The 9,012-nt window shown below is 44.6% G+C and carries 9 protein-coding genes; 2 read left to right on the forward strand and 7 right to left on the reverse strand.

Features of this window, described 5'->3' with window-relative positions; genetic code table 11:
* Positions 1 to 23: 23 nt before the first annotated feature.
* Positions 24 to 482, reverse strand: a complete 459-nt coding sequence (locus HPE56_RS18780; protein ID WP_188245277.1) for a GNAT family N-acetyltransferase — start codon at positions 480 to 482, stop codon at positions 24 to 26.
* A gap of 78 nt (positions 483 to 560) precedes the next feature.
* Between HPE56_RS18780 and HPE56_RS18785 the strand changes: the two genes are divergently transcribed.
* Positions 561 to 1,202, forward strand: coding sequence for an O-methyltransferase (locus HPE56_RS18785; RefSeq protein WP_188245278.1), 642 nt, complete (start codon positions 561 to 563; stop codon positions 1,200 to 1,202).
* On the opposite strand, the gene HPE56_RS18790 is transcribed toward HPE56_RS18785, so the two are convergent.
* From HPE56_RS18790 to HPE56_RS18815, 6 genes are all read right to left on the reverse strand, one after another.
* Positions 1,168 to 1,740 (reverse strand): phosphatase PAP2 family protein, encoded by a 573-nt coding sequence (locus HPE56_RS18790; protein ID WP_188245279.1) that lies wholly within the window; start codon positions 1,738 to 1,740, stop codon positions 1,168 to 1,170. The two genes, HPE56_RS18785 and HPE56_RS18790, sit on opposite strands and share 35 nt — an antisense overlap.
* A 10-nt stretch (positions 1,741 to 1,750) precedes the next feature.
* On the reverse strand, positions 1,751 to 2,089 hold the full coding sequence (locus HPE56_RS18795) for a Sec-independent protein translocase subunit TatA/TatB (RefSeq protein WP_188245280.1): 339 nt from the start codon (positions 2,087 to 2,089) through the stop codon (positions 1,751 to 1,753).
* Positions 2,090 to 2,176: 87 nt separating this feature from the next.
* A complete protein-coding gene (locus tag HPE56_RS18800) occupies positions 2,177 to 4,483 on the reverse strand; it encodes a M1 family metallopeptidase (RefSeq protein ID WP_188245281.1) in 2,307 nt (768 codons plus the stop codon).
* Between the two features lie 63 nt (positions 4,484 to 4,546).
* The gene (locus HPE56_RS18805) at positions 4,547 to 5,053 is read right to left on the reverse strand and encodes a DUF6702 family protein (protein WP_188245282.1); all 507 of its coding nucleotides are present in this window, start codon (positions 5,051 to 5,053) and stop codon (positions 4,547 to 4,549) included.
* 51 nt (positions 5,054 to 5,104) lie between these two features.
* Positions 5,105 to 5,884 (reverse strand): carboxypeptidase-like regulatory domain-containing protein, encoded by a 780-nt coding sequence (locus HPE56_RS18810; RefSeq protein WP_223170375.1) that lies wholly within the window; start codon positions 5,882 to 5,884, stop codon positions 5,105 to 5,107.
* The gene (locus tag HPE56_RS18815) at positions 5,871 to 6,620 is read right to left on the reverse strand and encodes a hypothetical protein (RefSeq protein ID WP_188245283.1); all 750 of its coding nucleotides are present in this window, start codon (positions 6,618 to 6,620) and stop codon (positions 5,871 to 5,873) included. Before HPE56_RS18815 ends, HPE56_RS18810 begins: the two co-directional genes overlap by 14 nt.
* A 425-nt stretch (positions 6,621 to 7,045) precedes the next feature.
* Between HPE56_RS18815 and HPE56_RS18820 the strand changes: the two genes are divergently transcribed.
* On the forward strand, positions 7,046 to 9,012 hold a 1,967-nt coding region (locus HPE56_RS18820), incomplete at its 3' end, for a beta strand repeat-containing protein (RefSeq protein WP_223170376.1).

Genomic DNA, 9,012 nt, shown 5'->3' on the forward strand with positions numbered 1-9,012 from the left:
AAAAGAGTGCATTACCGCTACGGTTATTCCAAACGCATTTCGACCATATGCTTCTTGAATCCAGCCTTTTCGTAAGCCCTGATGGCACTTTCGTTACCCTTATAGACATCCAATCTGATTTCTTTCAATCCCTTGGCATACGACCATTCCTTTAAACTTTCCAAAACTTTTGTGTTTACTCCCCTTCCCCGATATTCGGGTGCGGTGTACATAAAACCCAAATACGAATAACGGTCATGTATCAAATATGGTTTTGCCGTTTTGATCAGGGCATAACCCGATGCGATCACCTTCCCCCCCAACTCGGCCACCACGAGATGGGCCTCATCATTCAAGATCAATGCCTTTAGATCATAATACGATATGGGATCGGGCCCTAGGGTAACATCCAAGGGTCTTTCTGCCTTGATCACCCCTTGTTCAAAATTCCGCAATACCTCCAGATCATCAAGGACCGCCGCCCTAATTATTATACTGTCCATAGCTACTTACATTAAAACATCAATCTATTGAAATTTCAAGATAGTTCATAATTACATACTTTTACAAAAAAATTACGCATGCATTTTCTGTCATCTGTGATCGAGGATTACATTCAGGACCATTCGGAAAACGAACCTGAATTATTAAAGGCACTTTCCCGGGAAACCCACGTCAAGGTCATTCAGCCTAGAATGATCACGGGACATTTTCAAGGAAGGGTCCTAAGCCTTTTATCCAAGATCATACGCCCTACCAATATTCTTGAAATCGGGACCTATACGGGTTATTCGGCCTTATGTCTTGCCGAAGGGCTCCCCAAAGACGGTCAATTGCACACCATTGATGTCAATGAGGAACTAAGCACCATACAGCGTAAATATTTTGACCAAAGTCCATTTGGTCCCCAAATCACACAACACACCGGAGATGCCCTTAAAATCATCCCTACCCTCGACCTCACCTTCGACCTCGTATTCATAGATGCCGAAAAAAAGGAATATCCCAATTACTTTGAGGTAGCCCTACAGAAAACGACCTCTGGGAGTATTATTCTTTCCGACAATGTCTTGTGGTCTGGCAAAGTGGTTGAACCCATAAAGGACAAGGACAAGACCACTAAAATTCTTTTGGAATACAATCGAATGTTGAAGGACGATCCACGGATTGAAACCGTGTTGCTCCCCATTAGGGATGGGTTAACCCTAAGTAGGGTACGATAATACGAACGTAAATGCTATAAAATAAAAATGCCGACCCGGCTCCCACCAGGGCACCGACAATAATATCCCCGGGGTAATGTACCCCTACATAAATCCTACTCAATGCAAACAACAGGGGCCAGATATAGAACACCCAACACCACTTCACCCTTTTCCTAAGGAACAATACGATCAAGGTGGTTATTGAAAAGGAACTGGCCGAATGGCCCGAGAAAAAACTAAATGTGGACGGACGGTGCAATATGCGGATCAATTGATTCACTTCCGCATCATTATTGGGCCGTATCCTTTCGAAAAAACCTTTGGTCACGTCGGTGGCTATAAGGATAAAACCGATCAGGGCCAAAACGGTCAAGGTTACGAATAGGGCCTCCCTTCGTTTGTATTTCCAAAAAATCAAGACGAAAAAAAACAAAAATAAGGGAATCCATGTATAGATATTGGTGATCGTAGACCAGAAATGATCGTACTCCTCTATCCCTAAACTATTTAAATATATCAGTGTTTCCCTATCCCATTGCAGAATTCTTTCCAGCATAGGTAAATTCTTATTGTCGCTTTATAGATCCCGTAACATCCTCGACATTCTTTTTAACGTCGTCCATACCTTTTTTCAGATCACCACCAATACCGGACTGTAGATTGTCCTTAACATCCCGGATGTCTTTTTGTATATCCTTAACAAAACTGGTATCGACACCTTGTTTATCGGCGCTTTTCTGGATCTCCCGCTTTATATCCTCGGTAGCATCCTTAAGTTGTCGCATCCCTTTTCCAAGGCCTTTGGCAATCCCTGGAATCTTATCGGCTCCAAACACCATCACCACGATGAACATGATGAAGAAAATCTCACCTCCGCTGATAAATAAAAATAACATCGAATACATACGTCAAATATAGTGAAGATTAATTGCTAATTGAAAAAGTCCCGATGATATTATCATCAGGACTTATTTATTTTTAATTAAGGATGATCAGCCTTTGATGTTTTGCTTAAACCGATCAAAGTCATTTTGCCCTTCTTTCCTTGGCCATGAATTGTTGGTCGGATCAATATCAGCGGTTTCCGACTTGGGATCCACAACGATACCCACCAATTCACTTTGGGTAGAAATCACCAATTGCACCTCTGCATCATTCTTTCTCCAGATTTCAGGGGGATAGGTGATATCTTCCTTGCTACCATCGGCATAGGTATACTCGACGATCAATGGCATGGGTATTCCTCCCGGTTTCTCATACGTGATCTCGTAAAAATACTTAGGCTCTTTAACGGCTGCCCTTTCTTCGGCGGTCATATGATCCATCATGAACTCCTTAAGGGTCTCGGAATTTTCGGAAGGGGATTTCCCCTTGAGATTGGAATCGGAATCCTCACTATCTTCCTCAGCCAGATAAACCAATGGTCGCAGATCGGCTGTGGTCAGGTTCCTAGCTTCCAAATATTCCTGCATTTTTTTACCGGGTTTATCGGAAACATAATATTTTTTGATTCCTTTTACCCCAATATCGACATAATCGGTAGAATAGAACCATCCTCTCCAGTACCAGTCCAAATCCACTGCGGAAGCATCTTCCATCGTCCTAAAGAAATCCTCAGGGGTCGGGTGTTTAAACTTCCATCGTTGGGCATAGGTTTTAAAAGCATGGTCGAACAACTCCCTACCCATAACGGTCTCCCTTAGGATATTAAGTGCCGTGGCTGGCTTGCTATAGGCATTTGCTCCCAATTGGAATACATTTTCAGGGTTCGACATGATCGGAGCCATCGTACTTTGATCCCCACTCATATACGGAACGATCTTACTTGGGTCTCCCCTTCTTGAAGGATAGGCCTTGTTGGGCGCTATCACCTCTGGATGTTCCTCCCCAAAGGCCTGTTCGGTCAAATATTGCATAAAGGTATCCAAACCTTCATCCATCCAGCCCCACTGACGCTCATCGGAGTTGACGATCATCGGGAAGAAGTTATGGCCCACTTCGTGAATGATAACACTGAGCATGCCGTATTTGGTACGGTCGGAGTAGCTACCATCCTCATTGGGCCTACCATAATTCCAGCAGATCATGGGATATTCCATTCCCTGGTTCTTGGCATGCACCGATATCGCCTTGGGATAAGGATAATCAAAAGTGTGTTTTGAATAGGTCTTCAATGTTTGTACGACCGCCATGGTGGAATATTCCTCCCATAACGGATTGCCCTCCTTGGGATATAAGGATACGGCCATCACATCCCTTTTACCCATTTTAACGGCCTGCATGTCCCAAATGAACTTTCGGGAAGTGGCAAAGGCATAATCCCTTACGTTCTCGGCCTTGAACTTCCATGTTTTCTTTTTCTCGGAAAAACCTTTCTCTGCGGCCTCAGCCTCTTCCTGGGTGACGATGATCACCGGTTTGTCATACGATTTCTTCGCCTTCTCATAGCGATTCATCATTTCCTTGGTGAATACTTCCTTTCTATTCTGAAGTTCCCCCGTCGCATCGAGTATGTGGTCTGCAGGCACAGTGATATTCACTTCATAATCACCAAAGGGAAGGGCAAATTCACCACTACCCCAAAACTGATGGTTTTGCCATCCTTCTACATCACTGTAGACGGCCATTCTAGGAAAGAACTGGGCAATAACATACGAGCGGTTACCATCTTCGGAAAAATACTCATACCCTGATCGCGCCCTATCAATGGTATGGTCTGGAATATTATACCACCATTTGATCGAGAACGAAATCTGCTCCTTACTCTGTAAGGCCTCAGGCAGGTCTACCCGCATCATGGTCTGGTTGATGGTATAGGGTAACGGCTTGCCGGAATCATCCTTTACATATTCTATATTGAAACCACCATCAAAGGGTTGCTTCATGTATTTCGCAATAAAACCCTCGGGTTGTTCCGCCAAAGGAACCCCTCCTCCATTCCGCAATGGGGATTTGCTATCCTTCGCCCTTACGTTCTGATCCAATTGCAACCAAAGGAATTCGAGGTCATCCGGGGAGTTATTGATATAGGTTATGGTTTCTGAACCATAGATCTTTGCATTCTTGTCATCCAACTCAACATTTATCTTATAATCGGCCTGTTGCTGGTAATAGTCCGGCCCCGGCGTTCCGGATGCGGAACGATACGTATTCGGAGTGGCGAACTCCTGGTACATTTGTCTGAACTTACTTTGATTGGTGTGGCCTGGTTCTCTTTCCCCTTGCTCAACATCCTGTGCAGTCATAACCGCAGCAAACAAGAAGAAAATCGATGCAAAACAATACTTGATTCTTTTCATAGACTACTTACTAAATTAAATAAGGGCGAAAATTAAGGTTTTTAAACGATTGGATAAAACTTGTTACATTTTTAACATTCCTTTATTATTCTCCCTAATAAGGACAAAACTCTTTTTTTGATTTAATATTTTCAAGTGAACCACATTTTGCTGTTCCTCAAAAAGATCAGTCAGTAGTTCACTCTGGATGGTGATGGACTCCATACTATCGGCAGCCACCTTGGGAATCTCGATATAACATATCATTATATCGTTATCGTATTCCTTCCCTAAGTAATCGTACTCCTGTTGCTCCCCATTGAGGTAAACCAGGAATTTCGACCTCAGGTACTTCTCGATGTAGGCATCGGCCAGTTCGGATTCCCATGGGGTCGCCAACTGCGATTCGATACCATACCGCTCTTGGAGCACATCATCGAAATCATCGATAAATATACGTGAGGTAATCTGTATGGCCTGGTCCTTTTCGGAATAGGTAACGTTGGTAACACTCAAATAAAACTTGTGGGCTACCGTAAACGCCAACAAAGGCAAAAGCAATACCACCAGACTTTTTTTCAAAAACTTCATTTCCTATAAAATTTCAATCAAAATTAAGCAATCTTCGTGCCAGACCGGCATTCAATCCAACCTGTTATTTTCCCGGTATACCACACTTTTCCTGCGCATAAATTCCCAGATTTTAAACCGGTCATGGCTATCGACCAAGGTCTGGAACACGGGATCGACCTCACAGAAGTACATAAAATCATCTATGTTGCCCTGTGGGATCTTAAACTCGGTCGTATAGAGTGAATCGGCATAAAAGGCGCGTACCCGCTGGGTGCGTTCGTATGTTTTGTTTCTGGCTACCCGCTGCTTCAACATTTTGGTACGGCCCGTGATCGCATTGATCAAGGGATCGAAACTCATAATGGGATTGGCCGTTGCGGCGAACAATTCCCTTTCGGCCTTGGTGGGCAGCTTTACATAGGCATTGGGCAGGCCCAAGGTAGACGAAGTGACGACGGGATCAATAATGGTACGGCCAAGATCGGTGGCCATATTCCCGGTAAGGTTATACGGCATTACAATAACTTCATCGAGCTGGTTGATCAGCTCCTCCATAGGCACATAGAGCAATTTACTTTCCAAGACGGACTGGGTAACCCGCATGGTCTTGCGTTTGTACTGCACTGCGGAAAACACCAAGGTATCGTTTAGTCTGACCGTAATCGAAAAGAATCCGTCCTGATCGGTGATCGAGGCTTTTTTTGAGGTAACGTTCAAGACATGGGTAGCGGCCACATCACCGCTGTCGCTGTAGACCCGACCTTCCAACTGTTTGCTGGGCAAGGTCTGGGCGCCAACACCCGCACCCAATACGAAAAATAAGGGAAGAAGTAACCTACTCCTCGTCATCTATCTGCTTCAGAAAGGTTTTACTGTGGTTCACCAAAAATTCGATCAACTCGAATTCGTTCTCCTTTTTCAAAAGGGTACTGGTACGCATCCGGTTATCGCAATAGATCAAAAAGGCATCGATCTTGTCTTGAGGCAAATGCAGGTCATTTACAAAAAACTCATCATCGTAAACCTGACGCATTACCTGGCTTAATTTTAAAGGTTCGCGTTTTTCCTCCGGCGTCTTTTTGGTATTCACCATCGCCTTGAATATGTTCACGAAATTAATACCGTCTTTCATACCCCTCTGGTATTGCGGCATGGCTATATTCTCTACCTCGGTAGATCGATCCACATCATATTCGTACTCCTTGAATTGCTCGTTCTTTACCTGAAGGAACTTTTCTTGCTGTTCCGGCGTCACCACCACTTCGTCCAATTCGGTGACTTTTTCATTCACCTCGACCACCAATCTTCCTTTTTCGATGATCTCCTTGGTAATGATCACCACGCGCAATTGGTAATTGATCGCGGAAAAAATAAGCTCATCACCCTCTTTTACCCGAATTACGAACTCCCCCCTGTCATTGGTGATCGTCGCGTTCTGGGCGGTGGTATTGATCACGTTCTCATTGGGTACAAAACTGTTGCGGTAGAGTACCTGCCCCCTAAGGAAGCTGCGGCCATCATCCTCCTGGGAAAAACCTGCACTCACAAATAACAAACAACATACGGAGAGTAAAAATCCTTTCATTAAGTCAATTTTAGGAGATATAAAGAAAACACAACTAAACGGTTTATAAAAGGAGTCGGGTCTAAACTTTTGTTAATTTGTTTTCAACCCAATAAAAAACGGGAATCGGGCTTGCCCATGAGGGGAAATACGTTCGCCTGAAAGTGTTTATCCGCCAAGGTTGACCCTTCAACCCAATAAGCGGTTATTTTATCTCCTAAAGTTAGCAATGTATTGATATAATTCTATTTTTGTTAGCCCTCGATCCGAATGGTTTGCGAAAGGAAAACATTCATTATGAGTGGTATAAATAAGGAACAAGAAACAAAACAGGGGGTGTTGGGGCCGAAAAAAAGCCACCAAGCGCGCATTTCCCTGGAACAATAGGGCACTATCCGACGGTATGGGGTAGCAAAATCGATTAAAGCAGCAATTAAGACAAACGTATGAAAAGAACACTATTTTTTCTGGTTTTGGGACTTTTATTGGCCACAACCGCCAAAGGTCAGATCAAGATCGGGGACAATCCCCAGACCATAGACCCTTCATCGGTGTTGGAACTCGAAAGCGGTTCCCGGGTCTTGGTGGTCACCCGTGTAAGTACGGCAGAAATGAACACCATTATCCCCTTACCCGGGGCTGTGGTCTACAATACCGACCTGCAATGCATTCATTATTACAACGGTACCGAATGGATCAATGTCTGTGAGGAAGTGGGGGGCATTCCCAACCTGACCACAGAACCGTTGATCAATACCCGAAGCACCATCGTCATTACCACCAATGGGGAGGACAACCATATTGAGGTGGCCCCGAACAGTATCCGTACCGAACAGATCGTGGATGGGGGCATCAATGGGGATGACATTCAGGACAATAGTATAGGACAGAATAAAATAGGCAACGATGCCGTAGGCGCGAACGAACTCGAAGAAAACGCCGTTGGGGTGCTTGCCCTGAACAACGTAGAGGTCGAGGACTACCTTTCGAATACGGTGGGGTATATCACCAGTACCGATATTGTAAGCGGTGATGGGGACAATGCCATTTTGATCGGCCTCGACGGTGGGGCCTATTATGACGATACCGCGATATTGACGAGCATTCAGGACAATACCGATGCCCTAAGTGTAAATACGGGGGACATTTTAAGCAATGCCTTGAATATTGGTTCGAATACCACCAATATAGGTATCAATGCCACGGCCATTGCCGACCATATTGACGACAAAGACCCTAATGTTCTTTTAGGGACTTCAGATGACAGCTACCCCACTCAAAATGCGGTAAAAACATATGTGGACAATGCCACAGGGGCCGTAAGTACATTGAACAATGGTACTATTTATGTGGGCAATGCATCCAATGTAGCCACTGGCGTTGCCATGGGTGGGGATGCCACCATTACGAACACGGGAGTGGTAACCATAGCCAATAATGCCATTACCACAGGAAAAATCAACAATAGTGCGGTGACAACGGCTAAAATCAATAACGGGGCAGTAACCAATGCTAAGATTGCTAATAATGCTATCAATACCGACAAAATTCAAAATGGAACTGTTGGCAATTTAGATTTAGATAAGACCAGTATTCCTTTAAGTGGTTTTGGGGCAGCTACGGCCGATGTTGATGTTGGTGGAAACAAGCTTATTAATGTAGACACCCCCACCAATGCACAAGATGCTGTCAATAAGGCTTATGTGGATGCCCAAGTCAGTGGCGTAGGTGGCACTGGCGATATTACTTCTACAGATCTTGACGTTACAGGAGGTGCCAATGCCACCTTCACGGATGTAACCCTAAACATTAAAGATAATGCAATTACATCTTCCAAGATCGCACTGAACACAATTATCGCAGACGATATCAACACAGGGGCCGTAACTACGGACGAGATATTGAACGGTACAATACTAGCTGAGGATATTGCGGATGCAAATGTTACAGAGGCCAAGATAAACCCTTCTACAACTAATGGCGAAGTTCTTACCACAGTGGCTGGTGTAGCACAATGGACAGCCCCAACGGCAGGCGTAGTTCTTACCACTACGGCAATTGACGGCAATGGACAGGCTGGTACACCTTTAGATATCGCCGACGATGCAATCACATCTTCCAAAATCGCGCTAAACACCATTATCGCAGACGATATCAACACAGGAGCGGTAACTACGGACGAGATATTGAACGGTACAATACTAGCTGAGGATATTGCGGATGCAAATGTTACAGAGGCCAAGATAAACCCTTCTACAACTAATGGCGAAGTTCTTACCACAGTGGCTGGTGTAGCACAATGGACAGCCCCAACGGCAGGCGTAGTTCTTACCACTACGGCAATTGACGGCAATGGACAGGCTGGTACACCTTTAGATATCGCCGACGATGCAATCACATCTTCCAAAATCGC

Origin of the sequence: Maribacter aquimaris, assembly GCF_014596745.1 — a bacterium.
GTDB classification, from domain to species: Bacteria; Bacteroidota; Bacteroidia; order Flavobacteriales; family Flavobacteriaceae; genus Maribacter_A; species Maribacter_A aquimaris.